Consider the following 26,408-nt stretch of genomic DNA (forward strand, 5'->3'; position numbering starts at 1 on the left):
ATCGAGCCCGCGCGCGAACGCGGCCAGACTTGTCGTCATGCGGGTTTACCCCCGTCCGCCCGGAACACCCTGTCCGCGCGAAAGACGACGGCGACGGGCAGGTCTCCTGGCTTGCGGGTCAGCGCCGGTCGACCGCCTTCTCGGGACCGAAATCCCAATGGCAAGTGGCCGATGGCTCGCCGCGTACAGTTGCAGGGGCAGCCGGGGTTTTCCCGTTCCCTATTATCCCCGTCGCCGGGGAACCAGTCGCTTGCCGCGGCCGTTAGCCGCATTTTGCGGCTGCGGTCAATTGTTGCAGTGCAACCGTCGGCACGATCCCGATTGAAGCGGTACGATCCTAGAACAGCCCCGGCAGGTCGCGCTGCGCTGCGCTCGGTTGTTCGGCCATCAGCATTTCCTGCCTCGCCGGCGCCACGGCGCGGCTGCTCCGCGCCGCGGCGCCGGTGCTGGCATCGGCGATGCGTGTCGTGCACGCGGTGCCCGAAAGGAAATTGATCGCCGCGCGGACCGACGCTTCGCGCGGATCGCCGAGCGGCAGGCTCAGATCGTCGCCCGCGGCGCAGCTGTTCGCGATTTTCGGGGCCAGTCCGTCATAATAGGCGCTCGCGCCGGCCGAATTGCCCGTCGCAAAGGCGATGACACGCATCCGGTCGTCGCATTCGGCTTTGTCGAGCGCGATCTGGCCGACCGGCTTGCCATAGGTGTTGCTGCCGACCAGCGTCATGTTGGTGCCGAGATAGGGCAGCATCGAATTGATCACGAGTTCGCTCGCCGACGCGGTCGATCCGGTGCCGATGAAGGCGATTCGTGTCGGGGCGATCGATTCGGGTTGTGCGGCAAAATAGCGCGTTTCATTGTTGCCGGATGCCTTCGACGGCCGGAAGTTCATTTGCGAGAATATCTCGCTCGACGACCGGTTGCGCCCGAGCAGGTCGCCTATCAGCTCGGCCGTCGAAACGAGCCCGCCGCCATTATAGCGGAAGTCGATGATGACGTCGGTGACACCCTGATTGCGGAAATTCAGGAAGGCCGCGCGCAGCTGCGGATCCGCCGACGAGATAAAGGTGCGCAAATTGAGATAGCCGTAATTGCGACCGCCCTCGGCGATAATTTTGGCGCCGTAGCGGTCGGAAACCGGGTCGAGCGAATAGTCGGCCTTTGCCACCGTGACATCGCGGGTGCCGCTGGCGTCGGTAATACGCAGAACACGGCTGACCCCCGGATCGTTGGGACCGAGCGCATTGGTAAGGCCTGCGGTTCCTTCGGCGGCGACGATGCTCGAAGTGCTGCGCAAATTGCTGCTGTTGGTGCCGATCGCGACGATCGCGGTTCCGCGGTCGATGCCCGCAGCAAAGGCGGGTGCGCCTTCATAGGCCTCGGCGATGACGATGCGCTGGTTCACGGCATCATAGACCATGCGGACGCCGAGACCCGCGCTCGACCCGCTGGCGTAGAAGGCATTTTCTTCGGCGATCGAGGTGATGTAGGTGAAAAACCGGTCCTTGTTCAGCGCGCGCGCGGGCGCGACCAGCGCGTCGATATAGGATTGGACGTTGCCATGGCTCGCGGGACTGACGCCGCTCGCGACATCATTGGGGAACAGATACCATTCGTCGATGACGGCTTTGGCAAAGGCCTGACGCGACGCGAGCGCGCAATTTGCGGTCGGTGTGGGCGTCGGAGTTGGCGTCGGAGTGACGGTAACCGGGCCACCGCTTCCTCCGGTGCCCGACCCACCGCCGCCGCCGCACGATGCCAGCATCAGCGCTGCGAGCGTTACAGCCGCGACCGACTGCCTCGTCTTACCCATCGATCATGTCCCCCGGCTCGTTCAAATCGCTTTGCCTCTATTCGGCGTCCGTTTCTTCCGCACCCTGACGCCCTTTGAAACCCTGCGCGATAACATAGAGCTCGGGCGATCCCTTGCGGCTCGCCGGCGGTTTCGCGTGCTTCACCGTCGTGAAATGCCGCTTGAGCAGCGTCAGCAGCGTGTGGTCCGCGCCGCCTGCAAACACCTTGGCGACAAAAGCGCCGCCGGGCAGCAAGGTCTGCACCGCGAAATCGGCGGCGGTTTCGGCCAGCCCGATCGTGCGCAGATGGTCGGTCTGCTGGTGGCCGACGGTGTTCGCCGCCATGTCCGAAATGACGAGGTCGGGGGCGCTGCCGAGCGCCTCGATCAGCGCGTCGGGCGCTGCATCGTCCATAAAGTCCATCTCGAGGATCTCGACTCCCTCGATCGGCTCGCATGGCAAAAGGTCGATCCCCGCGACGCGCGCGCGCGGATTCGCCTTGCGGACGACCTGCGACCAGCCACCCGGCGTGATGCCCAGATCGACAACGGCGCGCGCTCTTTTGATAAAACCGAATTTCTCGTCGAGCTCGATCAACTTATACGCAGCGCGCGACCGATAGCCCTCGGCCTGCGCGCGGCGGACATAAGGGTCGTTCAATTGCCGTTGCAGCCAGCGCGTCGACGAGACGCTCCGCTTTTTCGCGGTCTTGACCCGCACGTGCAGGCCGCCCCGGCCGCTTCCGCCTTTGCCGCTTCCGGTGCTCATTTGCGATACTCGCGGCGGGTCACGGGAATATCGCGGCCCTGCATCGCCAGCGTGCGCAAGATACCCTCGCGGATACCGCGATCGGCGACGCCGACGCGTACGGCGGGCCACAGGTCGATGATGCTTTCGAGGATTGCACAGCCCGCGACGACCAGATCGGCACGCTCGCGGCCGATGCAGGCGATCTCGGCGCGGTCGGCAATGCTCGCATCGGCGAGGCGGCGGCTGATATCGCGCATCGCGTCCGACGGGACGACCAGCCCGTCGACGGCGCGGCGGTCATAGCGCGGCAGGTCGAGGAAGACACTGGCGAGCGTGGTCACCGTGCCGCTGGTCCCGAGCAGACGCAGCTTCTGTCCGGCAAACTGCCCGGCGCGGTCGGCAAAGGCGGAAAAGGCATCGCGGGTAACCTCACGCATATGGGCATAGGCGGCCTGGCGCCCGGCCAGGCTGTCATCGGGAAGCGGCGCATGTTCGGTCAGCGACACGACGCCCCACGGCACGCTGATCCAGTCGTGGATCTTGACGTCATGGTCCGACACATCGACGTGCATCAGCTCGGTCGAGCCGCCGCCGATGTCGAAAATCAGCGCCGGCCCTTCGCCCGGTTCCATCAGATTGTGGCAACCAAGAACCGCGAGCCGCGCCTCTTCGGCCGCCGAAATAATGTCGAGGACGATACCCGTTTCGCGGCGGACCCGGTCCGCGAGCTCCTCGCCGTTGGTTGCGCGGCGGCACGCTTCGGTCGCGACCGCGCGCGACAAGGATACATGGCGGCGGCGCAGCTTGTCGGCGCAGATCGACAGCGCGGCGACGGTGCGGTCCATCGCCGCGTCGCTGATGCGTCCGCTGCCGTGCAGGCCTTCGCCCAGACGGACGATGCGCGAAAAGGCGTCGATGACGACGAGCTCGCCATTTTGCGGGCGCGCAATCAAGAGTCTGCAATTGTTGGTGCCAAGGTCGATCGCGGCATAGCTGCGCGGCCGCGTGATCGGCATCGGACGTTCACCGCCGTCTGCCTTGTTTCGTCCTTTTACCGCCGGGCCGGGCCGCGGCGGTCGCCCTGATGGCGCTGCCATTTGCCGCATGGCTATTGTAACCTGTTCTGCTCACGCGCCCGCAAAACCGCGAGCGTGCACTTGGCAGCAAACCTAGGCTTTCCCGGGCATTATGGCAAGCGCCTCCTCCCGCACCCCTGGCATGCAAGGAAAACCCCGCCCGGCACGGGGCCGGACGGGGTGAAAGGTAGAAAGGAAATTATTGGGGGTCGGGACTGCCCTTTAACGGCAGCCGTCATTCCCCTTGTCGATCGCGCGGCCGGCGATGGCGCCGACGGCGCCGCCGATGATCGTGCCGACGGCACGGTCGCCGCGACCGGCAATTTCATGACCGGCAAGGCCGCCCGCAATCGCACCGATCACGGTGCCGCCGGTGCCATTGTCGCACTGGCGATAGCCCCGGCGATCATTGTTGCGATAGTAACGGCGATCGTTGCGGTAATCGCGGCGGTTGTCCCGGCGATAGTCGCGTCGGTCGTAACGGCGATCGTCGCGGTCATAGCGGACGTTGCTGCTCGAATAGCCGTCGCGGTCATAATAGCCGTTCTGTGCGGCGGCGGGGGCCGCCATGCCCAGCGTCACGGTGGACATCAGGGCGGCGATCGAGAGGGTCACCATCTTTTTCATTGTCGTTCTCCTTCGTCGTCGTTGGCCCGTCTGGGCTTTGTCGATGAAGAGGTTTTGCCCGATTCGCATTGAGCGAAGCCTGAACATCATTGTTGGCTCATGTTCAGCTTTCTGCGGTGAACTGCTTTCCTTTCCTGTGCCGCCACCCTAACTCCGCGGCCATGCGCCGTCTCCTACCCGCCGCCCTGATTTTTCTTGCCCTCGGCCCGGTGCCGGGCACCGTCATGCGCTTTCCGGCCGAGGATCGGACCGAGCAGGCCGAAGCGCGTCCGCTCGTCTTTGCGCCCGAGGCCGACGGCACGATGCGTTTCGTGCGGGGTTGGCGTCTCGTCAGCCCGCACAGCCGCTTCGGCGGTTTCTCTGCGATTGCGCGGACGGGGCGGGACCGATTCCAGTTGATCGGCGACAATGGCTATTGGACGCGCCTGACGCTCGATTCGCGCGGCGTTGTTTCAAACGTGCGCATCCAGCCGCTGCCGACACCGGACGGCCGCCCGGCGCGCAAGTCGATGGCCGACACCGAGGCGATGTTTGTCGATCCCGAAAGCGGCAAGAGCTGGTTCGCGCTGGAGAATGTCAATCAGATCTGGCGACTCGACGCCGATCTTTCGCAAATCGAATCGCGGCGCAAGCTGCCCGAACCGCATTGGCCCTCGAACCGCGGGCCCGAGGCGATGGCGCGGCTCGCCGATGGGCGGACGGTCGTTTTTTCCGAAGATGCCGACGGCGATCCGCGCGGGCGCGAGGCGCTGATCTATACCGGCGATCCCGCGGCTCCGGGGCCGGCACCGATTCGCTTCTTCTATGATTCGCGGGGGAAGGGGCTGGTCAGCGATGCCGCGGCGCTGCCCGACGGGCGCATCCTTCTCGTGCATCGGCGGCTCGGCTTCGATCCCGTGTTCACGACGATCATCGCAATCGTCGATCCCTTGGATATCAAGAAAGATGCCGTCGTTCGGTCGCAGACGATCGGCCGCGTTCCGGTGCCGCTCGCCGAAAATTACGAAGGCGCAGCGATTTCGGTCGAGGGAGGACGTACTTGGCTGTGGCTCGTCGCCGACGATAATTTCAATGTGTGGCAGCGCAGCCTGCTGTTGCAGTTCGAACTGGTCGACCTGCCGCCCAGGCGTACGCCAGACAGCAAAAAGGCGGCCCGGTAACCCGGCCGCCTGATTGCTTCAGCGAATCGAAGGCGATTAAGCGGCTTTTTCGGCCAGCTTCTTCGTCACTTCCTTCTTCACCTTGCGCGCCGCAGCCGACAGCTGGTCGTCGCCGGCCTTGACCAGCCAGTTGTCGAGGCCGCCATTGTGCTCGACCGTACGCAGGCCGTGGGTCGACACGCGCATCTTGACGCCCTTGCCCAGCGCGTCCGACAGCAACGTCACATTCTGCAGGTTCGGCAGGAAGGTGCGCTTGGTCTTGTTGTTGGCGTGGCTGACATTGTTGCCTACCATACGGCCCTTGCCGGTCAGTTCGCAGATGCGCGACATGATGTTTGTCCTCGTACAAAAATTTCGGTTCGGCGTCCGGGTGCGTCCCGATCAATCGGGGGATGCAGGACCGGAGTGAGCCGGGAAAGGCGCGCGCTTATCGGCTTGCAGGAGATTCGTCAAGCGCATAGGCCGTTTTTATGGCCCAATTCCCGCTTCCCGAACCGATGCGCCGCGCGCTCGATCTTGCCCGCATCGCCGCAGAATGGGGCGAGGTGCCCGTCGGCGCGGTGATCGTCAAGGACGGCGTGATGATCGCCGAAGGCCACAACCGCCCGCGCGAATCGCACGACCCGACCGCGCATGCCGAAATCGTCGCGATTCGCGCCGCGGCGGCCAAGCTCGGCAACGAGCGGCTCGACGGCTGCGACCTCTATGTGACGCTCGAACCCTGCGCGATGTGCGCCGGTGCGATCGCCCACGCGCGAATCGCGCGGCTCTATTACGGCGCCGACGATCCGAAGGGCGGTGCGGTCGTTCACGGCCCGCGGACCTTCGCGCAGCCGACGATCCACCACCGGCCCGAAATTTACGACGCGATCGGGGCTGGCGAGGCGGCGACGCTGCTGAGAGATTTTTTCGCGGCGCGGCGCTAGCCGAGCATTTCCCCGACCCATTGCGGCACCAGCAGGCTCGCCGGGCCGTGCCGCGCTTCGCCGAACCAGTGGCTGCCCTGGCTGGGTTCCATATTGAGTTCGAGCGTCTGCGCGCCCGATGCCCGGGCCTCGCGCACGAAACCCGCCGCGGGATAGACCGCGCCCGACGTCCCGATCGAGACGAACAGGTCGGCGCGGTTCAGCGCGTGGTAAATCTCGTCCATCCGGTACGGCATCTCGCCGAACCAGACGATGTCGGGCCGGAGCGCGCCGGTCGCCCCGCACGCGGGGCACGCGGGCCGTTCGAGCAGCGGCCCCGCCCACGGACTGCGCGCGTCGCAAAGGGTGCACCAAGCGTTCAGATGCTCGCCATGCATATGGATCAGCCGCTTCGCCCCCGCGCGTTCGTGGAGGTCGTCGACATTCTGGGTGACGATCAGCAATTCGCCGGGCCATGCGGCATCGAGCCGCGCGAGCGCGTCGTGCGCCGCGTTCGGCACCTTGGTCTGGATTGCCTCGCGCCGCATGTCATAGAAGCGCAGCACGAGGTCGGGATCGCGCGCGAAGGCTTCGGGGGTCGCGACATCTTCGACGCGGTGCTGTTCCCACAATCCGCCGCCGTCGCGAAACGTGTCGATGCCGCTTTCGGCCGACACGCCGGCGCCGGTGAGGATGACGATATTATGATATTGAGCCATGCGCTCTCTTATCCGTTTGCATCGAGCGAAGTCGAGATGCCCATCGGTAACGCCCGCCCTCACGGTGTCTCGACTTCGCTCGACACGAGCGGCTAAGGGGATTCCATAGTCAGGGGACGGCATATGACCAGCATCGGCATTATCGGCAGCGAAGGACGGATGGGCGTCGCGCTCGCCGCCGCGATTTCCGGGGCGGGCCATGACAGCCTCGGGATCGACAAGGGCGGGAATATATTGAAGCTCGCCAGCGCGAGCGACGCGATCGTCGATTTCTCGTCGCCGGCGGCGCTCGAGGCGACGCTCGATGCCTGTGTCGCGGCCAGGACGCCGATCGTCATCGGCACGACGGGGCTCGAGGAGCGCCATCATTATCTGATCGACGATGCGGCGCGCGACATCGCGGTGCTCCAGACCGGCAACACCTCGCTCGGCGTCACCCTGCTCGCGCATCTGGTGCGCGAGGCGGCGGCGCGGCTCGATGCCGACTGGGATATCGAGGTCCTCGAAATGCACCATGGCAAAAAGGTCGACGCGCCGAGCGGCACCGCGCTGCTGCTCGGACAGGCGGCCGCCGACGGCCGCGGCATCGATCTCGCGACCGGGTCCGAGCGCGGCCGCGACGGTGTCACCGGCGCCCGCGGCCGCGGCACGATCGGTTTTGCCAGCCTGCGCGGCGGCACCGTTGCAGGCGACCATGATGTGATCTTCGCGGGACCCGAGGAAATGATCACGCTGTCGCATCGCGCCGAAAACCGCACGATCTTTGCGCGCGGCGCGGTGCGTGCGGCGCTGTGGCTGATCCGGCAGAAGCCCGGCCGCTACACGATGCCGCAAGTGCTGGGGCTCTGACCGGGCGCTTGCGCTCGATGTTCTGGCCCGTATTGTAAAAACAACACAGCAGGGAGATACGCATGGCCTTCGATCCCGCCGCCGCCACCGCCGCCTATATCGACGGCCTCGGTCCCGAGGCGCTTGCGAAGGCGGCCGACTATACGCGCGGCGGCGAATGGCTGTTGCTGTGGGGCGTCGTCGTGTCAGCCGTCGTTACCCTTCTTTTTGTCCGTTTCGGCATCCTCGACCGGCTGGCGGCAAAGCTCGAACGGCGCGGCTGGGCGACGCGAACCTTCCTGCTCTGCGCCGCCTTCCTGCTGCTGTCCGCCCTGATCACATTGCCGTGGGATGTCTATGCCGGCTGGTGGCGCGAGACGGCCTATGGCCGCACCGCGCAGCCGCTGGGCGACTATATCGGCCAATATGCGATGTCGCTGTTGCTCGGCGCGCTGTTCGGCGGGCTCTTCTTCCTCGGCATCTATGCGCTGATCCGCCGCGCGGGAAGGCGCTGGTGGATCTGGTCGGGCGGGCTCGCCGCGCTCGCCATCACCACGGTGCTGCTCGTCTCGCCGATCCTGATCGAGCCCTTGTTCAACGACTATAAGCCCGTGCCCGCAGGACCGGTGCGCGATGCGCTCGTCGTGCAGGCGAAGGAAGCGGGGATTTCGCCCGATCGCATCTATATGTTCGACGGCTCGCGCCAGTCGAACAATTTCACCGCCAATGTCTCGGGCATCGGCCATGCGGCGCGCATTGCCATCTCCGACGTCGCGCTGAAGGGCGCGTCGCTCGACGAGGTGAAGGCGGTGACGGGGCACGAGATCGGTCATTATGTGTCCGGCCATATCTGGCGCATGATCATCGTCTTCGCGCTGCTCGCGGTCGTGCTCTTCTTTCTCGCCGACCGGCTGTTTCCGCGGCTGACGCGCCTGTTCGGCAGCCGCGCCACGATCGACGATCCGCGCGGCTTTCCGGTGATGATGTTCATCGTGTCGCTCTTCGCGCTGCTCGCGCTGCCGGTGCAGAATTATCTGGTCCGTACGGGCGAGAGCGAGGCCGACGTCTATTCGCTGCGCACCGCCAACCTGCCCGACGCGCTCGCCAGCGCGCTCGTCAAGACCGCCGAATATCGCAGCCCGCGCCCGAACGCGGTCGAGGAATTCATCTTCTATTCGCATCCGTCGGTCGAACGGCGCGTCCGCGTCGCGATGGAGTGGAAGGCGAAGCATGCTAGCGCGTCCGGGGTAAAATGAAGAAAGCCGACATCTTCGAATTCTACCGGCGGCTTGCGGAACTCAATCCAAGCCCCGAGACCGAACTCCAATATGGCAACACCTATCAGCTGCTCGTCGCGGTCGTGCTGTCGGCGCAGGCGACCGACGTCGGCGTGAACAAGGCGACGCGGTTGCTCTTTCAGGATGTGAAGACGCCGCAGCAGATGGTCGATCTTGGCGAGGACGGGCTGAAACAGCACATCAAGACGATCGGGCTGTTCAACGGCAAGGCGAAGAATGTCATCGCGCTCAGTGAAATCCTCGTGCGCGATTTCGGCGGCGAAGTGCCCGCCGACCGCGACACGCTCGTCGAACTGCCCGGCGTCGGGCGCAAGACCGCCAATGTCGTGATGAACTGCGCGTTCGGCGCCGAAACCTTCGCGGTCGACACGCATATCTTCCGCGTCGGCAACCGCACCGGTCTCGCGCCGGGCAAGACCGTGCTTGGCGTCGAAAAGCAGCTGGAGAAGAATACGCCCGGGCCGTTTCGCGTCGGCGCGCACCACTGGCTGATCCTCCACGGCCGCTATATCTGCAAGGCGCGCACCCCCGAATGCTGGCGCTGTCCGGTCGACGATCTGTGCCGGTACAAGCCCAAGACCCTGCCGCCGAAGACAAAGAAGGCGGCGTGATGGGAATGACCGCTTAGGCGAAGCGGACGTTGCTTCACCCCCTTCGTCATCCCGGACTTGATCCGGGATCCGCCTTTTCCTTCGAGAGAGTCAGGCCCCGGGCCAAGCCCGGGGTGGCGATGAAAATAGGTCCGTTTCGCACCGGTCGTTTCTGGACGTTCCCTATTCCCGTTCGTGTCGAGCGACGTCGAGACACCCCTCGATCTACTCCGCGCCGATGGGCATCTCGACTGAGCTCGATGCGAACGGACAAAGAGGTCGCCTTTCGGCAGCTTTTGGACGCCTCGCTCTCGGCAGGGGGACGGCCTCGCGACCGCCCCCCGAACAGATCACGCGCCGAACGCGCCGTCGATCGTGTGCATCGCGCCGGTGACGAAGCCCGCTTCGGGGCCCGCCAGCCAGGCGACCATGCCCGCGACCTCTTCGGGCCGTCCGTGGCGCTTGATCGCCATGAAGCTGTGCATCAGCTCGCGCATCGGGCCGTCCTCGGGGTTCGCATCGGTATCGATCGGGCCGGGCTGCACGATGTTGATCGTGATCCCCCGCGGCCCGAAATCGCGCGCCAGCCCGCGTGCCATGCCCTGCAGCGCCGATTTGGTCAGCGCATAGGAAGCCAGGCCGGGCATGGGCATACGGTCGCCGTTGACCGATCCGATCACGATGATGCGGCCGCCTTCGGGCATCTGCCGCGCGGCCTCGACCGACGCATGATAGGGGGCGTTGACGTTGACGCGGATTAGGCGGTCGACGTCGTCGGGATCGAGGTCGAGCGCGTCGCCGAACAGGGCGAAGCCGGCGTTGACGACCAATATGTCCAGCGGACCGCTCTCGCGCACCCGTGCGATCACCGCGTCGCGGTCGCCGCTGTCGGTCGGCACCGCCGTCGTGCCGGTTTCGGTCGCCAGCTGTTCGGCCGCCTCGCGTGATCCGTTATAGGTGAAGACGACCTTCGCCCCGTCGGTTGCAAAACGGCGCACGATCGCCGCCCCGATCCCGCGGCTGCCGCCGAGGACGAGAACGGACTTCCCTTGAAATTCGGTCATTGGGAGATTCCTTGATTAATAATGTAGGGAACACTACATAAAATTCGAAAGGCTTTCGTCAAGGTATTTTGTAATGGATACTATAAATAAATCCCGGTCGCGCGGTCGCCCGCGGCGGTTCGATCCCGATGCCGCCGTCGCAACGGCGCAGAAGCTCTTCCATGCGCGCGGCTATGATGCCGTCAGCGTCGCCGATGTCACCGACGCGCTCGGCATCAATCCGCCCAGTTTCTACGCCGCTTTCGGCAGCAAGGCCGGGCTTTATGCCCGCGTGCTCGATTATTGGGTCAGCACCGACGCGATTCCGCTTGATGCGATCCTGCGTCCCGACGTCCCGGTCGCCGAGGGTCTTGCGGCGGTGCTGGAGGACGCTGCGCGCCGCTATGCGCTGGATCCGGCGGCGGGCGGCTGCCCCGTTCTCGAAGGGACACGCTGCAACGACGAGGCGGCCCGCGAAGCGGCCCGGGTGCGGAACCGCGCCGCCGAAGCCTTCATCCGCGATTATATTGCGGCCCGCTATCCCGGCGACGCCGACCGGGTGACCGATTTCGTCGCCACGACGATGTCGGGACTTTCCGCCAAGGCGCGGAACGGGCACGACCTGCCCCGCCTGCTCGCCACCGCCCGTCTCGCCGGTCGCGTGCTCGCGCAAATCCTGCCCGATTGACCGGCGGACCGGTCCGGCAGCCGATGCCCCCTTGCGAACGCGCCCGGACGCGGCATAGTCCGCCTCCATGCGTAACGTCACCGCCCCGCTCGCCCTCGCCGCCGCCTTGCTCGCCGCCGCGCCCGTCCATGCCAAGCCCGCCGATGCCGAGGCGGCGAAAAAGATCCTGAAGGACAGTATCGCGATCCCGACCGTCGAAGGCCGCGGCCAGGTGCCCAAGCTCGCGGCCTATTATGCGAGCGTGCTCAAGGCTGCGGGTTATGCCGACAGCGATATCGTCATCACGCCCATAGGCGAAACCGCAACCTTCGCCGCAACGCTCGCCGGAACGGGCAAGGGCAAGCCGATTGTGCTGCTCGGGCATATGGATGTCGTCGAGGCTGATCCCAAGGACTGGACGCGCGATCCCTTCGTACCCGTCGAAGAGGAAGGCTATATCTTCGGCCGCGGGTCGGAGGATAACAAGTTCGACGTCTCGATGATGGTCGCGACGATGGCGCAACTGAAAAAGGACGGCTTCAAACCCAAGCGTTCGATCATCCTGCTGCTGTCGGGCGACGAGGAAACCGCGATGACGACCACGCGCGCGCTCGCCGCCAAATATAAGGGCGCCGAATTCGCGCTCAACGGCGACGGTGGCGGCGGGACGATCGGCGAGGACGGCAAGCCGAAATATTACGGGCTGCAGGCCGGCGAGAAAACCTATGCCGACTTCACGCTCGAAGTCACCAACCCGGGCGGCCACAGCTCGCGGCCGTCGGGCACCAATGCGATCGTCCAGCTGTCGAACGCGCTCGCCAGGGTCGGCGCGTACCGCTTCACCCCGCAGCAGAACGAGCTGACCAAGGTCGGCATGCCGATCGTCGCCGATCAGGTCGGTGGCGATATCGGCGCGGCATTGAAGGCTTTCGCCGCCAATCCGTCGGATGCGAAGGCGATCGCTGCGATCCGCGCCGATCCCGAATATGTCGGTCAGATCGGCACCACCTGCGTGCCGACGCTGGTGAAGGGCGGCCATGCCGAAAATGCGCTGCCGCAGCGCGCCACCGCGAACATCAACTGCCGCATCTTCCCCGGCGTCCCCGTCGAAACGGTGCGCGCCGAGCTCGAGAAAGTCATTGCCGACCCCGCGGTCAAGGTGAACACCGATCCCGACGCGAGCGCGAGCGACGCCTCGCCGCTGCGCCCCGACGTCGTGGCGGCGGTGACGAAGGCGGTGCATGCGCGCGCACCGGGGCTGCCGATCATCCCATCGATGAGCGCGGGCGCCACCGACAGTTATCATTTTCGCATTCAGGGCGTACCGAGCTATGGCGTCGCGGGCCTGTTCAGCAAGGCGAGCGACAGCTTCGCGCACGGGCTCAACGAGCGCGTTCCCGTCGACGCGATCGCCCCCGCGCTCGCGCATTGGGACAGCCTGCTGCGCGATTTGTCGAAGTAAAAGCGCGTCGCCCCCGCGAAGGCGGGGGCGACGCTCTTAAACCAAGGCGCCGACCGCGCGCTCGACCATCGCGATCGCCGCCTCGGCACCGAAGCTGGTCGAGTCGAGCGACAGTTCGAGCCACAGCCCGTCGACCATCGCCGTCAGCATGATCGCCAGCCGTTCGGCGTCGGCCGCGCCGCACGCGGCAAGCAGCTCGCAAAGCCGGGCGCGATAGCCCGCGTAACTTTTGGCGTGGATGTTTGCCATGCGCGCATCGCTGCGGGCTAACGCCCAGAACGCAGTCCAGGCGCCGAGCAGTTCGGGATCGGTGACCGGCGAGCGGAAACTCGCGGTCAGATAGGCGCTCAGCCGCGCGCGCGGATCGGCGCCCGCGCTTTCGACCGCGTCTGCAAAAATCGCATCCATCCGGTCGCTCGTCGCTTCGTAAGTCGCCGCGACCAGATCGTCGATTCCCGCGAAATAATGGCGCAAAAGCCCCGGTGACACCCCCGCCCGCGCGCAGATCGCGCGCACATTGGTGCCGGCCAAGCCAACATCGGCCAGGCACGCCGCAGTCGCCTCGATCAGGTCGGCCCGGCGGGCATCGGCGCTTTCGCGCGTAAAGGCTTGGCGAACGGCGTTCATATTGTTATACATCTGTACAACAAGGATGGACTCATGGCAACGCTGCGCGACACTTTCGCCAACATCGACCCACAAGACGGCTGGTCGCTGCCCGCCTGGACGTACAGCGATCCCGATTTCCATGCCGCCGAAATGGAGCGTATCTTCCGCCCCAGCTGGCAGGTCGTCTGCCATGACAGCGACATCCCGAACGTCGGCGACTGGCACAGCATCGACTATTGCGGCGAAAGCGTGATTCTCGTCCGCGGCACCGACCGCAATGTGCGCGCCTTCACCAACGTCTGCCGCCACCGCGGCTCGCGGCTCGTCGACGGGGCGACCGGCTGCGCGAAAAAGCTCGTCTGCCCCTATCACGCCTGGACCTACGAACTCGACGGCCGGCTGACCGGCGTCCCCGATTCGGCAAGCTATCCGACGCTCGACAAGGGCAAGGCCGGGCTCGTCCCCGTCGGCCTCGAACAATGGCGCGGCTTCTGGTTCGTCCGGCTCGAGGATGACGGCGGTCCCTCTGTCGCATCTATGATGGCGCCCTATGAAGCGCAGGTCGCGCCCTATCGCTTCGAGGAGCTCGGCGCGCTCGGCCGCGTCACGCTGCGCCCGCGTGAGGTCAACTGGAAGAATGTCGGCGACAATTATTCGGACGGCCTCCACATTCCCGTCGCGCACCCCGGCCTCACGCGCCTGTTCGGCAAAAGCTATGGCGTCGAGGCCGAGGACAATGTCGACCGCATGTGGGGCGATCTGATCGACCGTCCGTCGGTGAACTGGTCCGAGCGCATGTACCAGCGACTGCTGCCGCCAGTGCCGCACTTGCCGGGGGCGAACCAGCGCCACTGGCTCTATTTCAAGCTCTGGCCCAATGTCGCGTTCGACATCTATCCCGATCAGGTCGATTTCATGCAGTGGCTCCCGACCGGGCCGACGACCTGCCTGATCCGCGAGATCTCCTATGTCCTTCCCGACGAGCGCCGCGAGATGAAGGCCGCGCGCTATCTCAACTGGCGCATCAACCGTCAGGTCAACGCCGAGGACACCGAGCTGATCACCCGCGTTCAACAAGGGATGGCGTCGAAAAGCTTCACCATGGGCCCGCTCAGCGACAAGGAAGTGTGTCTCAAGCATTTCTGTTCGCGGATGCGCGACATCATCCCCGAGGCGCGGTTGGAGAAGGCGCCCGCGCCGGGCTGGAGCCGCTAGTCGCAACGTACGGGAAGGGAGGGGCGCATGAACGATCCGGTCATCATCGTCGGCGGCGGCCCCGCCGGTATGGTTGCGGGCCTGTTGCTCGCGCGCGCCGGCGTGCCGGTCACCATCCTCGAAAAGCACGCCGATTTCCTTCGCGATTTTCGCGGCGACACGGTGCATCCTTCGACTCTCGAACTTTTTCACGAAATCGGGTTGCTCGATGCGTTGCTGCAGCTGCCCCATGCAAAGGTCGATACCGCAACGCTCGACCTTCTCGGCGGGCGCTACACGATCGCGTCGCTGAAAGGCCTGCCGGTCGCGGCGCCGTATATCGCGATGATGCCGCAGTGGGATTTGCTCGATTTCGTGGCGCGACAGGGAAAGAAATATCCGACCTTCGATTTGCGCATGTCGACCGAAGCGGCCGGCCCGACCTTCGATGCCGCGGGCCGCGTCAATGGTGTGACGCTGACGACGGGCGAGACGCTGCTCGCCCGCCTCGTAATTGCCGCCGACGGGCGCCGCTCGGTGCTCCGCGATGCAGCCGAACTGCCGCTCGAAGATCTCGGCGCGCCGATGGATGTGCTGTGGTTCCGCATTCCGATGCCCGCCGATGCGCCGACCGACGTGCCGCTCGGCACCGTCGACGCGCGCGGCATGGTCGTCGCGATTCCGCGCGGCGAATATTGGCAATGTGCGCGGATTATCGGGAAGAATGGTTTTGCCGCGATCGAAGCGCGCGGGATCGACGCCTTTCGCGCCGATGTGGTGGCGCTGGTTCCGGGGCTTGCGGCCGGGATCGATGCGATCCGGAGCTTCGACGATGTGAAATTGCTCTCGGTCGCACTCGACCGGCTGACGCGCTGGTCGCGCCCCGGCCTGCTCGCGATCGGCGATGCGGCGCATGCGATGTCGCCTGTCGGCGGCGTCGGGATCAACCTCGCGGTGCAGGATGCCGTCGCGACCGCGAATATCCTCGCCGCGCCGCTGGCGTCGGGCGCCGACCCCGACCCGCTGCTCGCCAAAGTGCAGGCACGCCGGTGGAAGCCCACGACGCGGATGCAGGCGCTCCAGCGCTTTGCACATCTTCGCGTCATCGAACCGATGTTGCGCGGCGAGATCGACCATGCGCCGCTCGCCGTCCGCTTGCTCAACATTTTTCCGCTGCTGCGGCGAATCCCGGGCCGGGTCATCGGCCTCGGCTTCGGCCGCCAGCATGTCCAATCCCCACTTGCGAAAGAGTTTCAATGACCAAAGCCTATGACGCCCTGATTATCGGTGCGGGCCACAACGGCCTCGTCTGCGCCTTCTATCTCGCCAGAGCGGGGTTGAGGGTCCGCATCGTCGAAGCGCGCGACGTCGTCGGCGGCGCCGCGGTGACCGAGGAGTTCGCGCCGGGTTTCCGCAATTCGGTCGCCAGCTACACCGTCAGCCTGCTCCAGCCGAAGGTGATCGCCGACATGAAGCTCGCCGACCATGGCTACCGCGTCATCGAACGCCCGATCAGCAATTTCCTGCCGCAAGAAGACGGCGGTTATCTCAAGCTCGGCGGCGGGCTTGAACGCACACAGGCCGAGTTCCGCAAATTCTCGGCCCGCGACGCCGAGGTGCTGCCGCAATATTATGACGCGCTCGAAAATGTTGCCGAACTGCTGCGCGATCTGGCGTTGAAGGTTCCGCCCAATGTCGGCGACGGGCTTCGGACGCTGCTCGATGGCGCGCGGCAGGGGCGGCGCTTTGCGGGCCTCAGCCTCGAACAGCAGCGCGACGTGCTCGACCTGTTCACGAAATCGGCGCGAACGATGCTCGACAGCTGGTTCGAAAGCGAAGCGGTCAAGGCCGCGTTCGGCTTCGACGCGGTCGTCGGCAACTATGCCAGCCCCGACACCCCGGGCAGCGCCTATGTTCTCCTCCACCACGTCTTCGGCGAAGTGAACGGCAAGAAGGGCGCGTGGGGTCACAGCATCGGCGGCATGGGCAAGATCACCGAAATCATGGCGAAGGTCTGCCGCGATTTGGGCGTCGAGATCAGTCTCGAAAGCCCGGTCGACAAGGTGCTCGTCGACGGCGGCAAGGCCGTCGGCGTCAAGCTCGTCGGCGGCGAGGAGATTGCGGCGGCGCGGGTCATCGCCAATGTCGGGCCAAAGCTGCTTTACGAGCGGATGATGGACGCGTCCGACCTGCCGGCGGGTTACGAGCGCCGGATCAAGGGCTTCAAGGCGGGCAGCGGGACCTTCCGCATGAACGTTGCGCTGAGCGAACTCCCCAAATTCACCTGTCTTCCGGAGCCGGGCGAGCATCATCAGTCGGGGATCATTCTCGCGCCGACGCTCGACTATATGGACCGCGCCTTCCTCGACGCGAAACAGCATGGCTGGTCGAAGGCGCCGATCGTCGAGATGCTGATCCCGTCGACCATCGACGACAGCCTCGCGCCGCCCGGACAGCATGTCGCCAGTCTTTTTTGCCAGCAATTCGCGCCCGAGTTGCCCGATGGCCGCGACTGGGACAAGGAAGAAGAAGCCGCGGCCGATTGCATTATCGATACGGTCGAGAAGCATGCGCCGGGTTTCCGCGCGAGCATCGTCGCCCAGACGCGGCTGTCGCCCAAGGGGCTTGAGCGCAAGTTCGGGCTCGTCGGGGGCGACATCATGCACGGCAATATGAGCCTCGACCAGCTGTGGTCAGCGCGCCCCGTACTCGGCAACGGCGGTTATCGCGGGCCGGTGAAGGGGCTTTATATGTGCGGTGCGGGCACGCACCCCGGCGGCGGCGTCACCGGCGCACCGGGGCATAATGCGGCGGCGGTCATTCTGCGCGACCGGGGCTTCTTTGCTCCGCGTTGGCGCTGAATCGTGTCCAGACATAGAGGGGCAGGCCGGCGACCATCAGGACCAGGCTGAGCGCGCTGACACCGACGCCGGCGCCCCACAAGGTCCAGATGGCATAGGCAAGGCCGAGCAGCGCGACCGGGATCGCAACCCGCAACCGCAGCGCCGCGGCGGCGCAGGCGAGGTAGAGCCACAGCGTCACCGAGGTCGAGAGCACCGCCATGAAGGTGAACATCTCGCTTGTGGACTTGTTGTTGTTCAGAATGACGCAGGCGGTTGCGATGACGCTCGACAGGATCAGCGCCGCCGCCGGGGTGCCGTGGCGGTTGGTTCGCGCGAACCAGGCGGGCAGAAGGCCCTGTTCGGCCATGCGCGCGGGTTGTTCGGCCTGGATCAATGTCCAGCCGTTGAGCGCCCCGAGCGCGCTGATTGCGGCGAACAGCGCGATCCACAGCCCCGGACCATGGCCCCAATAGGTTTCGACGAAAAGCGAGAAGGGCGCATGCGATTTCGCGACCTCGGCCGCAGGCAGCATCAGCGCGATGGCCGAACAGACGATCAGATAGAGGATGCCGGTTGCCAGCGTACCGATGATCGTCGCGCGCGGAACGGTGACGGTCGGATTGTCGACCTTGTCCGCCGCAACGCTCGCCGATTCAAAGCCGAGAAGCGCCCAGAGCGTCAGAATCGCCGAGCCGCTGACCGCCGCCAGCGACAGGCCTTCGGCGGGGAAGGGCGTGATCGCGACCGGCTCGCTCCGCCCGAAGGCAAGCGGGATCAAGATGACGACGGTGATCAGGGGGACGAGCTTGATCAGCAGGGTGGCGACCTGAAAACGTCCCGCCGCGCGCGCGCCCTGCCAGTTGATGGCGGTGACGAGCCAGATCAGCGCAATGGTCGAGATCGCCATATGATCGCCGATTTCGGGCACGAAGATGCCGAGAAAGGAGACGCTGGCGACTGCGAGCGTGACGTTCGCGGTCCACACCGATACCCAATAGGCCCAGCCGATCATGAAGCTCGGGATGCGCCCGAAGGCAAGCTCGACAAAGCCGGTGGGGCCGCTCGCCTGCGGAAAGGCGACCGTCAGCCGCGCGATGACGAAAGCAAGGGCAAGCGCCCCGGCAATCGTGATCGCCCAGCCGGCGACGCCGTTCCATCCGAAGGGCGCGAGGCTGGCGGGAAGCAGGAAAACCCCCGACCCGATCATATTGCCCATGACGAGCGCGATGCACATCGAAAGGCCGAGCTTCTGGCCCGGCCTTTCGCGTCCGGCTTGCAAATCGGTCACCCGATCAGAAATCCTTACTGACCTTGATCCCGATCAGGCGTGGGCGAATGACATTGTCATAGAAGACACCGCCGTTCGCCGTGTCGCCGCCGGCGTCGCCGCAGACCGTCTCGCCGCACTGGACCGCGCTGTTGATCACGCCGCGGCTGTCGAACAGATTTGTCGCGAACAGTTCGGCGTTCCAGCTCTCGCCCTTCACACCGATGCTGAAATCGGCGGTCGTATAGGCTTTGAAATCGCCGACGATATCATTCTCAATCGTACGAAGGTCGGACCGCCGTTTGCCGATATGGTTGACCGCGAACTGGACGTGGCCATCGAGTCCGCTGATCGGGAACTCATAGCGCGCGACGGCATTGCCCTTGAATTTCGCGGTGACGGGCAGGCGCGCGCCCGACGGAGCGAGCAGCGCATTCTCCTCGCCACCAGGGCCAGCCAGCGTACAATCGAAGGAAGGGTTGGCGATGGCGCAGAAATCGCGGCGGATCGTCGCATCGTTGTAGCTACCGCCGACGCCGAGCGAGAAGCCGCCCGCGCGATAGCTGACGTCGGCCTCGACGCCGCGGATGCGCGCGATGCCCGCGCTGCGGACCTCGGTCAGCCCGTTCTCGCCAAGGAAGGATAGCTGGATATTCTTCCAGTCCTCCTGATAGACCGCACCGTTGAAGCGGACCGGGCCAAAGCTGGTTTTCCACCCAAGTTCATAATTGTCGAGCGTGTCCGAGCCATAAGGCGGCAGCGAACCGCGCCGGTTGATCCCGCCCGGACGGTAGCCGCGCGACCAAGTCGCATAGGCCATGATATCGTCGGTGAACTTGTACGTCAGGTTCAGCTTGTGGATGAAATCGGTCTTCTTGGTTCTTTTGTCGAGGTTGGTACAGGGCGAACCGTCGACGATCGGCGGTCCCTGGCACGCATAGACCGGATTGCTGCTGAAGCCCGGGTTGTTGTAGCCGAAAAAGCCGACGAGGCTGTTGTCGAACTTGTAGAGACGGCCTCCGCCGGTGAGTGTCAGCTTGTCGGTGATGTCGAAACTGATCTCGCCGAAGGCGGCATAGTCGCGATCGACGCGCAGCTGCTTGGTGTACCAGATATCGTCGTTGGTGCCCGGCACCTGAAGATCGTCCGACAGATTGTCGATGATGTAATTCTGCTCGATATTGTGCGACTGGCGCTGCCAGAACAGGCCACCGATAAAGCGGATGCGCGCGTCGGCGGGCGAGGCGACGCGGATTTCGCCGAAGCTCCGCTTATACCGGTCGATGCCCTTGATATACTGGTTCGGGCTGATCTGGTCGCCATTGTTGTCGTAGAGATATTCGGCCGATCCATTGAGCGCGTCGTAGAAATAGGCATAGTCGGAATAGTCGCTGTCGGTCAGCGTCTTGCGGCGGAGGTGCCCGCCGGTCACCGTCAGATCCCAATTGCCGATCTTGCCCTCGATCGTCAGGGCGGCCTGGATCCATTTGTCGTCGCTGCGTTCGGGATTATACTGCACCGTCTGCAGGCTGCGCGTCACCGCGGCCGAGCGTTCCTGCGCAAAGCTGCCGTTCGCTTTCTGGATCTGCCCCATCAGCGTCGGGCGGATCGTCCAGTCGTCGTCGAGTTCGATACCGAGCGCGAGGCGGCCGCCATAGGTGTCGACGCTGTTGTAATTCTTCTCGACCAGCCCTGCATTGGTCTGCGTGATGTCATCTCCGGGCGGGTTGAGGAAGATGGGATTGCCGTCGGGGTCCTTGACCACATTGCCTTCGCCGTCGCGCAGTCGCTTGATGATCGGATAGGTGCGGCTGCCCGCGATATTGTCGATATAGCCTGCGTCATGACGGTACCAGCCGACGAGGCGCAGCGCTGCGCGGTCGCTGATGCGGGCATTGATAAATCCCTCGGCGACGCCGCCGATGCCGCCATGCGCCACGCTGTTGAGTTCGAGCCCCGCCGAACCATAGGTGCCGCTGGTGTCGGGCTTGTTGGTGATCAGCTTAATCGTACCCGCCATCGAACTGGCGCCGTACAGCGTCCCTTGCGGCCCTGCGAGCGCCTCGACGCGCGCGAAGTCATAGGTGTGGATGTCGAGCGCGCCCTGAATCGTCGTGATCGGCATTTCGTCGAGATAGGTGCCGACGGTCGGCAGCGAGGTCGAGTGGTTGGCGTTCTCGCCCGATGCGACGCCGCGGAAATAGACCTGGCTGAACCCGGGCGCGAGCGTCTGGATCGTCACCGACGGCAGGAATTTGACGACGTCCTGGAATTCCTTGACCTGCAACTCCTGGAGCCGCTCGGTCCCGATCGCGGTGATCGCAAGGGGCACATCCTGCAGATTTTCTTCGCGCTTCGACGCGGTGACGACGATGTCGCGGTCGTCGTCGGTGTTTTTTTGCTGGGCCAGAGCCGTTCCCGATGTGCACAACATCGTGCTGCCGAGCAGGAACGCACCGCTTTTGGTCAATACTGCCGATAGTTTCCGCATGGAATCCCCCCTCGATGACAGCTATGTGACGCGAGAATGACGCAGTGCAGCGTGAGCGCAAGCCTTGTTGGTGCGGCGCATCGGTTGTTGGTCGAAAATGTCGTGCGCTGTTGCTCAAAGGCAACGTTTTGTCGTGCCGCGTTCAGCCGAAATCGACGGGAACGGCCGGATAGGCGCCAAGGACGGGGCCGAGCGCCTGTTTCAGTGGGCCAAGCCATGCATCATAGGGGCGCCACTGGCCGACGCCGTCGCGATTGATCGGGCGGCGGACCTGCTCGCTCGACGCCGTGCGTACGGCGCGGGCATTGGCATGGAACGCCAGACACGCCTCTTCGAACGGCTGGTCGAGCCAGGCGAGCAGCGCGCGCACTTCGGCTTCGGGATTATCGAGCAAGGCTTCGTGGATCACGCGGTGGACGCGGCCCGGCTGGACCGCGTCGATATGCGCCATCAGCCGCACATAATCGCGGTAATAGCCGCCGATGTCGGCGAGGTCGTAGCTGAATGCCTGGCCCTTCGCATAATGCTGACGGAAATTCGAAAAGCAGCAATCGAGTGGATGGCGCCGTGCGTCGATGATCTTCGCATTGGGCAGGATCAGCCGGATGAACGCGGTGTAGAGCCAGTTGTTCGGCAGCTTGTCGATGTAGAAGGGTTTGTCGGTCTTGCGCTGTACCGTGGTGCGCCGAAGGAAGGCTGCGCCCATTTCGGCGAGTTGTTGGGGCGGTGCCTCTGCCAGCGCCTCGATCCAGCGCCGCCCGTCGCCCTTCGTCTCGCGGCCGAGGCCGAGCGCGAGCGCGGGGATATCGGGCAGTTCCATCGTGCCCTCGATTGCCGAATGGCTCGCGAGAATCTGCTCGATCAGCGTCGATCCGGCGCGCGGCATGCCGAGGATGAAGATCGGATCGGGCGTGGGATCGCCAGCGCCAGCGCGCGCCGCGAAGAATTCGGGGGTGCAGGCGGCGATGACCGCGTCGACCGCGGCGCGCGTCTCGGCGGCGCGATAGCCGAGCTGGCCGGAGCGGATAGCGTTGCCCGCGGCATAATGGCGAAACGCGGAGTCATATTCGGCGGCATCGTCATACGCTTTGCCGAGCGCGAAATGCAGGTGCAGACGGTCGTCGGCGCGGGCTTCGCTTTTGGGTTCGGCGGCAACGAGTGCCGCTTCCATCGCGGCACGGTCGCGCCGATCGAAGCGGATCGTCTTGAGGTTGGCGAGGCTCCACCAGATTTCGCCGAGCCCCGGATCGGCATCGAGCGCGCGGCGATAGGCGGCGATGCTGTCGTCCTGCCGCCCGACGGTCTTCAGCAGATGGCCGTAGCTCATCCACAGCTTGGCATGATCGGGGAAACGCCGGGTCAGCTCCTGATAAAGCGCGAGCGCCTCGTCATAACCGCCGATACGGCCGAGCGCCGCGGCGCGGAGATTCGCGTGCGCCGGGTTGTCGGGATCGTCGTCGAGCACCGCATCGAGCGTTTCGGCGGCCTCGGCAAAGCGGTTCTGCTTGTAATAGACGGTTGCGAGGTTGGCGCGTGCGGCGCCGAAAGCCGGCGCCAGCTGCAAGGCGCGCGAAAGCAGTTTTTCGGCATCCTCATAGCGGCCGATGCGCCCCGCGACTTCGGCGAGCATGCGGATCGCTGCGACATCGGTCGCATCTTCGCGCAGCCGCTGGCGCAGCGCGGCTTCGGCATCGGGCAAGCGATCGTCGGCGAGCGCGAGCGCGGCGTCGACCATCGCTTCGTCGTGGATCGTTGCGCCAACGGCTGCGAGCGAAGCCGCCTGCGCTTCGCCCTCGCGGCCCAGTGCGCGCAGCGCATGAGCGGCAAGCCGGTGGGCCGCCGCCGATGTCGGAACGGTCTCGATGATCGCCTGCGCCTGTGCAAGCGCGGCACCGGGCTCACCGCTCAGCAGGCGGCGGGCGTTGGCGAGCGCTTCATCGTGGGTGACGGTCGCTGCCATACCCCCGCCGCTCAGCTTTTCGCCGCGCGTGCCTTGGCGACCGCCTGCTTCAACCCGTCATAGCCGATCTGGCCCTGAAACAGCTGGTTGCCCACGATCCAGGTCGGGGTGGCGTTGAGCTGCAGCTGGGTTGCGATCGCGAGATTGCTGTCGAGTTCGCGCTGGAACAGGGCTTCGTTCGCGGTCGCGTCGGCGGTGCCGTCGGTCACGATGCCGACCTTCGCCGCCGCGGCAGCGATCGCCGCCTTGTCGAGCGAGCCCGCTGCGAACATGGCGTGGTGGAAGGCGTCATATTTGCCCTGCCGGGCGGCGGCGAGCGCCATCAGCGCCGCGTCGCGGCTTTGCGGCGCGATGATCGGCAGTTCGCGGAACACGACCTTCACGCGCCGGTCTTCGCGGATCAGCCGGTCGACGTCGGGCACGCTCGCGCGGCAGAAACCGCACGCATAGTCGGTGAACACGACCAAAGTGACATCGCCGTTGGCATTGCCCGCCCACGCGCCTGCGTAGGGCTTTTCAAGCGCGGGGCGGATCGTGTCGATCGCTTTCGCGATTTCGCCATTGCGCTGCGCTTCGAGCGCCTCGGGAATGATCTGCGGGTTCGCCTTGATATAATTGGCGACGATCGTTTCGACCTCGCCCTTGCTCATCCCGCCGCCGAGGCGGCCGCCGAGCCAGAAGACAACCGCGAGCAGCAATATCCCGCCGAGTGCGAAGCCCCATGTGCGTGTCGAACTGCCGTCCATTCCCATTCCCTTTACTTGCGGCAGGCGCTGTGCGGCCATCGCCCTGGTCGCTGCAGGCTTTTTCGCCGCCGGCTGGACGAGCGGCGAGCGATCATCGCCCTCCGTTGCTGCCGGTTTGGTGGCCGCCGCGATCGCCGCGTCGCTTGCGAATAGCGGCAAGTCGGGCGCGCCCGACACGGCCTGACGCGCCGCAGCTTCCTCGCGCGCGAGCAATTGTTCGAGGCCCGAAGGCGGCGGTGCCAGCTCTTCGCGCGGGGCGGGGCGCAATTTGGTCGCGGTGTCGCCGATGCTGTCGCGGATGCTTTCCGAGCCCGCCTTGGCGATGTCGACAACGCCTGCTCTGGTCTTGTCCGCGACTTCGCCGAGCCCGCGTCCGGCCTCGCTCGACAGCTTGGCGACTTTGTCGCCGAGCGCCATCCTGTCCCACGCCTCGCCGCTTGCCTTGGCTGCGGCGCGGCTGGCTTGTGCCGATCCGCGCCCGGCGGCGCGCGCGGCGCGCGCCGTCACCGCACCGGTTTTCGCCGCCAGTTCGCGCGCGCGGCGCGGGATTTCCATCGCCTCGACGCGGGCGGGGATGTCGGCGCGGTCGCCCACACGGATCGTCCAGTCGGCAAAGGCGCTGCCGCCGTCGCGCAGCGCCTGCCAGAATCCAGCGGCACCCGCTTTCAGCTGATCGGACGTGACGGCCGCTTTGCGTGCCGGCTTCTCGTCGGTCGAATAGCGCGAGAGGTCGATGCCGACGGGCGGCGTTTCGCGCGGTTTCGCCAATCCTTCGTCATGCGACGCGGGCGGCAGCGGGGCTGCGTCCGGCGTCGGCGCGGGATCGCGCAGCCATGGCTGGTAATAATCGTCTTTTTTTTCAGTCACGTGTTGCCCTTGCGCATCGATATCGGCGATGCGGTTCCCGCATTGTTCCGGTGAATTTAACGCCGTTTACGCTCGCGTTCCACCTCGGCGCGAGCCACCAGTGAAATATCCTGTGCACGGATCCAGTCGGAGGATTCCTGGGGCAGGCCCTGCATCGCCAGTTCCGCATTACGCAGCGCGAGCGATGCCTGTCCACCCTCAAGCTGATACCGTTCCGCCGAGGCGAGCGCGGCGCGCGCCTGATCGCCCTTGTTCGCATAGACGATACCGAGCTGATACCAGGCGAAGGGATTCTGATTGTCGAGGGCGACGGCGGTTTTCAGAACGTCTTCGGCTTCGGCAAAATTCGCGGGATCTTCGGTCGCGATCAGCGCGTGGCCCAGCGTTGCGCTGATCAGCGGCTGCGAGCGCGAATTGGTGACCGCCCTGCGCAGTGCCGGGATCGCTTCCTTGGGCCGGCCCGATTCGAGCAGAACCTGGCCTTCGAGTTCGAGGAAATAGGGATCGTTCGGGCTGGTCGCGAGCAGGCCTTCGACCTCCGCGAGCGCCTTTTGCGGATAGGCGCTCTTGTGCCACGCATAAGCGCGGGCATAGCGCGCCGGAATGCTGGTGTTGCTCTCGGGGAATTTGCGCAGTGTGCGATCGGGATCGGCGATATAGCCCGACAGCTTTGCCTTGATCCGCTGGAACCGCGCCTCGATCGCCGGATTGGCGGGTTTCGTCCACGCCGGATCGATCACATAGACTTCACGCAGGGCCTGTATCCGGTCGCCCGACATCGGGTGGGTGCGGCCATAGGCCTGATCGTCGTCCTGCTTGACCCCATAGCGAAATTCGAGATTCTGGAGCTTCTTGAAAAAGGCGAGGCTGCCGCGGCCGCTGATTCCGGCCTTCGACAGATATTGGGCGCCAGCTGCATCGGCGGTTGATTCCTGTACGCGCGTAAAGGCGAGGAATTTGCCGAGCGCGGCCTGTTGGCCCGCCATCATCACACCCATACCGGCCTCACCCGCGCCGGCCGCGATCGCGGCGGCGCCGAGCAACAGGCTGAGCAGCGAGATGCCCGTTGCCGTCTTGGCGCCTTCGTTGACGCGGATCGCGTGGCCGCCCATCACATGGCCGAGTTCGTGCGCGAGCACACCTTGCACCTCTTCGGCGCTGTCGGCCGCCTCGATCAGCCCGCTGAAGACATAGATATCCTGACTGCCGGCGACAAAGGCGTTGATGCTGCGGTCACCGAGCAGATGGACGCGCACCTGCCCCGGCTGCAGCCCCGCCGCCACCAGCAGTGGGTCCATCATGTCCTGAAACAGTGCCTCGGTTTCGGCATCGCGCAGGATCGACTGCGCCATTGCCGGGCGCAGCGCGATGGCGAACATCGCGAGCAATGTCAGGGCGATACGGAAAAGCGAACGCGCGGCGTTCGCCCGGGAAGCAATCGATGTTGACCGGGTCATTGCCGGGCTTCTTGCCCCGCGCGCCTGAACCTCAACTGAAGCCGGAGTGGCTTCGCCGG

At 65.3% G+C, this 26,408-nt stretch carries 23 protein-coding genes and 1 riboswitch; of the genes, 10 read left to right on the forward strand and 13 right to left on the reverse strand.

Features of this window, described 5'->3' with window-relative positions:
* Positions 1 to 79 precede the first annotated feature (79 nt).
* Positions 80 to 262: riboswitch (cobalamin riboswitch) on the reverse strand.
* A 75-nt stretch (positions 263 to 337) separates the two neighbouring features.
* The 4 genes from AC07NV_RS08295 to AC07NV_RS08310 form a co-directional block, all read right to left on the reverse strand.
* Positions 338 to 1,810 carry a S41 family peptidase gene (locus tag AC07NV_RS08295; protein ID WP_495165844.1) on the reverse strand — a complete coding sequence of 491 codons (1,473 nt, stop codon included), beginning with the start codon at positions 1,808 to 1,810 and terminating at the stop codon, positions 338 to 340.
* A gap of 37 nt (positions 1,811 to 1,847) precedes the next feature.
* Complete coding sequence (locus AC07NV_RS08300; protein ID WP_495165845.1) at positions 1,848 to 2,558, reverse strand: RlmE family RNA methyltransferase; 711 nt, start codon at positions 2,556 to 2,558, stop codon at positions 1,848 to 1,850.
* Positions 2,555 to 3,646 carry a Ppx/GppA phosphatase family protein gene (locus tag AC07NV_RS08305; protein ID WP_495165846.1) on the reverse strand — a complete coding sequence of 364 codons (1,092 nt, stop codon included), beginning with the start codon at positions 3,644 to 3,646 and terminating at the stop codon, positions 2,555 to 2,557. The genes AC07NV_RS08300 and AC07NV_RS08305 overlap by 4 nt, the downstream gene beginning before the upstream one ends.
* Before the next feature lie 192 nt (positions 3,647 to 3,838).
* A complete protein-coding gene (locus tag AC07NV_RS08310) occupies positions 3,839 to 4,243 on the reverse strand; it encodes a glycine zipper 2TM domain-containing protein (protein ID WP_495165847.1) in 405 nt (134 codons plus the stop codon).
* Positions 4,244 to 4,404: 161 nt separating this feature from the next.
* Between AC07NV_RS08310 and AC07NV_RS08315 the strand changes: the two genes are divergently transcribed.
* Positions 4,405 to 5,403, forward strand: a complete 999-nt coding sequence (locus AC07NV_RS08315) for an esterase-like activity of phytase family protein (RefSeq protein ID WP_495165848.1) — start codon at positions 4,405 to 4,407, stop codon at positions 5,401 to 5,403.
* Between the two features lie 36 nt (positions 5,404 to 5,439).
* Here AC07NV_RS08315 and rpmB read toward each other — a convergent pair whose 3' ends face one another.
* The gene (gene rpmB, locus AC07NV_RS08320) at positions 5,440 to 5,733 is read right to left on the reverse strand and encodes a 50S ribosomal protein L28 (RefSeq protein WP_487792387.1); all 294 of its coding nucleotides are present in this window, start codon (positions 5,731 to 5,733) and stop codon (positions 5,440 to 5,442) included.
* Positions 5,734 to 5,873: 140 nt separating this feature from the next.
* Here rpmB and tadA point away from each other — a divergent pair, with 140 nt between their 5' ends.
* Positions 5,874 to 6,329 carry a tRNA adenosine(34) deaminase TadA gene (gene tadA, locus AC07NV_RS08325; RefSeq protein WP_495165849.1) on the forward strand — a complete coding sequence of 152 codons (456 nt, stop codon included), beginning with the start codon at positions 5,874 to 5,876 and terminating at the stop codon, positions 6,327 to 6,329.
* On the opposite strand, the gene AC07NV_RS08330 is transcribed toward tadA, so the two are convergent.
* Positions 6,326 to 7,027, reverse strand: coding sequence for an NAD-dependent deacylase (locus AC07NV_RS08330; RefSeq protein WP_495165850.1), 702 nt, complete (start codon positions 7,025 to 7,027; stop codon positions 6,326 to 6,328). The genes tadA and AC07NV_RS08330 overlap by 4 nt on opposite strands.
* Before the next feature lie 123 nt (positions 7,028 to 7,150).
* On the opposite strand from AC07NV_RS08330, the gene dapB reads away from it, so the two are divergent.
* The 3 genes from dapB to nth all read left to right on the forward strand — a co-directional run bounded on the left by dapB (position 7,151) and on the right by nth (position 9,764).
* Positions 7,151 to 7,876, forward strand: a complete 726-nt coding sequence (gene dapB / locus AC07NV_RS08335) for a 4-hydroxy-tetrahydrodipicolinate reductase (protein WP_495165851.1) — start codon at positions 7,151 to 7,153, stop codon at positions 7,874 to 7,876.
* A gap of 62 nt (positions 7,877 to 7,938) precedes the next feature.
* Positions 7,939 to 9,111: a M48 family metalloprotease gene (locus AC07NV_RS08340; protein WP_495165852.1), complete on the forward strand. Its 1,173-nt coding sequence runs from the start codon at positions 7,939 to 7,941 to the stop codon at positions 9,109 to 9,111.
* Positions 9,108 to 9,764 (forward strand): endonuclease III, encoded by a 657-nt coding sequence (gene nth, locus AC07NV_RS08345; RefSeq protein WP_495165853.1) that lies wholly within the window; start codon positions 9,108 to 9,110, stop codon positions 9,762 to 9,764. The genes AC07NV_RS08340 and nth overlap by 4 nt, the downstream gene beginning before the upstream one ends.
* Positions 9,765 to 10,093: 329 nt before the next feature.
* Here nth and bdcA read toward each other — a convergent pair whose 3' ends face one another.
* Positions 10,094 to 10,807 (reverse strand): SDR family oxidoreductase, encoded by a 714-nt coding sequence (bdcA, locus tag AC07NV_RS08350; RefSeq protein ID WP_495165854.1) that lies wholly within the window; start codon positions 10,805 to 10,807, stop codon positions 10,094 to 10,096.
* 73 nt (positions 10,808 to 10,880) lie between these two features.
* On the opposite strand from bdcA, the gene AC07NV_RS08355 reads away from it, so the two are divergent.
* Both AC07NV_RS08355 and AC07NV_RS08360 read left to right on the forward strand, forming a co-directional pair.
* Positions 10,881 to 11,474, forward strand: a complete 594-nt coding sequence (locus tag AC07NV_RS08355; RefSeq protein ID WP_495165855.1) for a TetR/AcrR family transcriptional regulator — start codon at positions 10,881 to 10,883, stop codon at positions 11,472 to 11,474.
* A gap of 67 nt (positions 11,475 to 11,541) precedes the next feature.
* The gene (locus AC07NV_RS08360; RefSeq protein ID WP_495165856.1) at positions 11,542 to 12,915 is read left to right on the forward strand and encodes a M20/M25/M40 family metallo-hydrolase; all 1,374 of its coding nucleotides are present in this window, start codon (positions 11,542 to 11,544) and stop codon (positions 12,913 to 12,915) included.
* 36 nt (positions 12,916 to 12,951) lie between these two features.
* On the opposite strand, the gene AC07NV_RS08365 is transcribed toward AC07NV_RS08360, so the two are convergent.
* Positions 12,952 to 13,542, reverse strand: a complete 591-nt coding sequence (locus AC07NV_RS08365) for a TetR/AcrR family transcriptional regulator (RefSeq protein ID WP_495165857.1) — start codon at positions 13,540 to 13,542, stop codon at positions 12,952 to 12,954.
* A 33-nt stretch (positions 13,543 to 13,575) separates the two neighbouring features.
* On the opposite strand from AC07NV_RS08365, the gene AC07NV_RS08370 reads away from it, so the two are divergent.
* The 3 genes from AC07NV_RS08370 to AC07NV_RS08380 are packed head-to-tail and all read left to right on the forward strand — an operon-like array spanning position 13,576 to position 17,579.
* Positions 13,576 to 14,739: an aromatic ring-hydroxylating oxygenase subunit alpha gene (locus tag AC07NV_RS08370; RefSeq protein ID WP_495165858.1), complete on the forward strand. Its 1,164-nt coding sequence runs from the start codon at positions 13,576 to 13,578 to the stop codon at positions 14,737 to 14,739.
* 27 nt (positions 14,740 to 14,766) lie between these two features.
* On the forward strand, positions 14,767 to 15,978 hold the full coding sequence (locus AC07NV_RS08375) for an FAD-dependent oxidoreductase (RefSeq protein ID WP_495165859.1): 1,212 nt from the start codon (positions 14,767 to 14,769) through the stop codon (positions 15,976 to 15,978).
* Entirely contained in the window at positions 15,975 to 17,579 is a 1,605-nt protein-coding gene (locus AC07NV_RS08380) for a phytoene desaturase family protein (RefSeq protein ID WP_495165860.1), read from the forward strand. The genes AC07NV_RS08375 and AC07NV_RS08380 overlap by 4 nt, the downstream gene beginning before the upstream one ends.
* Here AC07NV_RS08380 and AC07NV_RS08385 read toward each other — a convergent pair.
* The 5 genes from AC07NV_RS08385 to AC07NV_RS08405 all read right to left on the reverse strand — a co-directional run bounded on the left by AC07NV_RS08385 (position 17,536) and on the right by AC07NV_RS08405 (position 26,349).
* Positions 17,536 to 18,795, reverse strand: a complete 1,260-nt coding sequence (locus tag AC07NV_RS08385; RefSeq protein ID WP_495166012.1) for an amino acid permease — start codon at positions 18,793 to 18,795, stop codon at positions 17,536 to 17,538. The two genes, AC07NV_RS08380 and AC07NV_RS08385, sit on opposite strands and share 44 nt — an antisense overlap.
* A 58-nt stretch (positions 18,796 to 18,853) precedes the next feature.
* Positions 18,854 to 21,319, reverse strand: coding sequence for a TonB-dependent receptor (locus AC07NV_RS08390; RefSeq protein WP_495165861.1), 2,466 nt, complete (start codon positions 21,317 to 21,319; stop codon positions 18,854 to 18,856).
* A 142-nt stretch (positions 21,320 to 21,461) separates the two neighbouring features.
* Positions 21,462 to 23,279 carry a sulfotransferase family protein gene (locus AC07NV_RS08395; protein WP_495165862.1) on the reverse strand — a complete coding sequence of 606 codons (1,818 nt, stop codon included), beginning with the start codon at positions 23,277 to 23,279 and terminating at the stop codon, positions 21,462 to 21,464.
* Between the two features lie 11 nt (positions 23,280 to 23,290).
* Entirely contained in the window at positions 23,291 to 24,892 is a 1,602-nt protein-coding gene (locus AC07NV_RS08400; RefSeq protein ID WP_495165863.1) for a thioredoxin domain-containing protein, read from the reverse strand.
* A gap of 56 nt (positions 24,893 to 24,948) precedes the next feature.
* The gene (locus AC07NV_RS08405; protein ID WP_495165864.1) at positions 24,949 to 26,349 is read right to left on the reverse strand and encodes a M48 family metalloprotease; all 1,401 of its coding nucleotides are present in this window, start codon (positions 26,347 to 26,349) and stop codon (positions 24,949 to 24,951) included.
* Between the last annotated feature and the right edge of the window lie 59 nt (positions 26,350 to 26,408).

It is taken from the genome of Sphingopyxis sp. GW821-FHT10B01 (assembly GCF_059415685.1).

What these genes read in the sequence shown, in the direction of transcription:
- AC07NV_RS08295 (WP_495165844.1), bottom strand. Translation starts at nt 1,810, where the DNA reads ATGGGTAAGACGAGGCAGTCGGTCGCGGCTGTAACGCTCGCAGCGCTG.
- AC07NV_RS08300 (WP_495165845.1), bottom strand. Translation starts at nt 2,558, where the DNA reads ATGAGCACCGGAAGCGGCAAAGGCGGAAGCGGCCGGGGCGGCCTGCAC.
- AC07NV_RS08305 (WP_495165846.1), bottom strand. Translation starts at nt 3,646, where the DNA reads ATGCGGCAAATGGCAGCGCCATCAGGGCGACCGCCGCGGCCCGGCCCG.
- AC07NV_RS08310 (WP_495165847.1), bottom strand. Translation starts at nt 4,243, where the DNA reads ATGAAAAAGATGGTGACCCTCTCGATCGCCGCCCTGATGTCCACCGTG.
- AC07NV_RS08315 (WP_495165848.1), top strand. Translation starts at nt 4,405, where the DNA reads ATGCGCCGTCTCCTACCCGCCGCCCTGATTTTTCTTGCCCTCGGCCCG.
- rpmB (WP_487792387.1), bottom strand. Translation starts at nt 5,733, where the DNA reads ATGTCGCGCATCTGCGAACTGACCGGCAAGGGCCGTATGGTAGGCAAC.
- tadA (WP_495165849.1), top strand. Translation starts at nt 5,874, where the DNA reads ATGGCCCAATTCCCGCTTCCCGAACCGATGCGCCGCGCGCTCGATCTT.
- AC07NV_RS08330 (WP_495165850.1), bottom strand. Translation starts at nt 7,027, where the DNA reads ATGGCTCAATATCATAATATCGTCATCCTCACCGGCGCCGGCGTGTCG.
- dapB (WP_495165851.1), top strand. Translation starts at nt 7,151, where the DNA reads ATGACCAGCATCGGCATTATCGGCAGCGAAGGACGGATGGGCGTCGCG.
- AC07NV_RS08340 (WP_495165852.1), top strand. Translation starts at nt 7,939, where the DNA reads ATGGCCTTCGATCCCGCCGCCGCCACCGCCGCCTATATCGACGGCCTC.
- nth (WP_495165853.1), top strand. Translation starts at nt 9,108, where the DNA reads ATGAAGAAAGCCGACATCTTCGAATTCTACCGGCGGCTTGCGGAACTC.
- bdcA (WP_495165854.1), bottom strand. Translation starts at nt 10,807, where the DNA reads ATGACCGAATTTCAAGGGAAGTCCGTTCTCGTCCTCGGCGGCAGCCGC.
- AC07NV_RS08355 (WP_495165855.1), top strand. Translation starts at nt 10,881, where the DNA reads ATGGATACTATAAATAAATCCCGGTCGCGCGGTCGCCCGCGGCGGTTC.
- AC07NV_RS08360 (WP_495165856.1), top strand. Translation starts at nt 11,542, where the DNA reads ATGCGTAACGTCACCGCCCCGCTCGCCCTCGCCGCCGCCTTGCTCGCC.
- AC07NV_RS08365 (WP_495165857.1), bottom strand. Translation starts at nt 13,542, where the DNA reads ATGAACGCCGTTCGCCAAGCCTTTACGCGCGAAAGCGCCGATGCCCGC.
- AC07NV_RS08370 (WP_495165858.1), top strand. Translation starts at nt 13,576, where the DNA reads ATGGCAACGCTGCGCGACACTTTCGCCAACATCGACCCACAAGACGGC.
- AC07NV_RS08375 (WP_495165859.1), top strand. Translation starts at nt 14,767, where the DNA reads ATGAACGATCCGGTCATCATCGTCGGCGGCGGCCCCGCCGGTATGGTT.
- AC07NV_RS08380 (WP_495165860.1), top strand. Translation starts at nt 15,975, where the DNA reads ATGACCAAAGCCTATGACGCCCTGATTATCGGTGCGGGCCACAACGGC.
- AC07NV_RS08385 (WP_495166012.1), bottom strand. Translation starts at nt 18,795, where the DNA reads ATGTGCATCGCGCTCGTCATGGGCAATATGATCGGGTCGGGGGTTTTC.
- AC07NV_RS08390 (WP_495165861.1), bottom strand. Translation starts at nt 21,319, where the DNA reads ATGCGGAAACTATCGGCAGTATTGACCAAAAGCGGTGCGTTCCTGCTC.
- AC07NV_RS08395 (WP_495165862.1), bottom strand. Translation starts at nt 23,279, where the DNA reads ATGGCAGCGACCGTCACCCACGATGAAGCGCTCGCCAACGCCCGCCGC.
- AC07NV_RS08405 (WP_495165864.1), bottom strand. Translation starts at nt 26,349, where the DNA reads ATGACCCGGTCAACATCGATTGCTTCCCGGGCGAACGCCGCGCGTTCG.